We start from the raw sequence: 268 nt of genomic DNA on the forward strand, positions 1-268 counted from the left end.
GATATTGCGCTATTGAATCAGCAGCTCCCAGCCGGCTTGCTGCTGATACTGCACCTCTTGCTCCAGCTCAGCCCGCATTAGCGGGTGTTGCTCTAGCCAGCCTGCAGGCATATGTAAGCTTAATGACTCGGCCTTGGCGCTGATCTTTACCTGCGGTAAAGCTTCATGTCGCCGGCGCATCGATAAAATTACCGCCAAGCGTAAAATACGGGTTAGCCGCACGGTCAACAACACTGAGGTCATGGTTTGGCGGGCAATGATCTCTCGG

General features: G+C 54.1%; 1 pseudogene. It reads right to left on the minus strand.

The window, feature by feature from the left end:
• Positions 1–9: 9 nt before the first annotated feature.
• Positions 10–268: pseudogene (locus V0R37_RS22290) on the minus strand (hypothetical protein); the annotation flags it as partial.

Source organism: Pollutimonas rozaliensis, from assembly GCF_048751585.1.
GTDB lineage: Bacteria > Pseudomonadota > Gammaproteobacteria > Burkholderiales > Burkholderiaceae_B.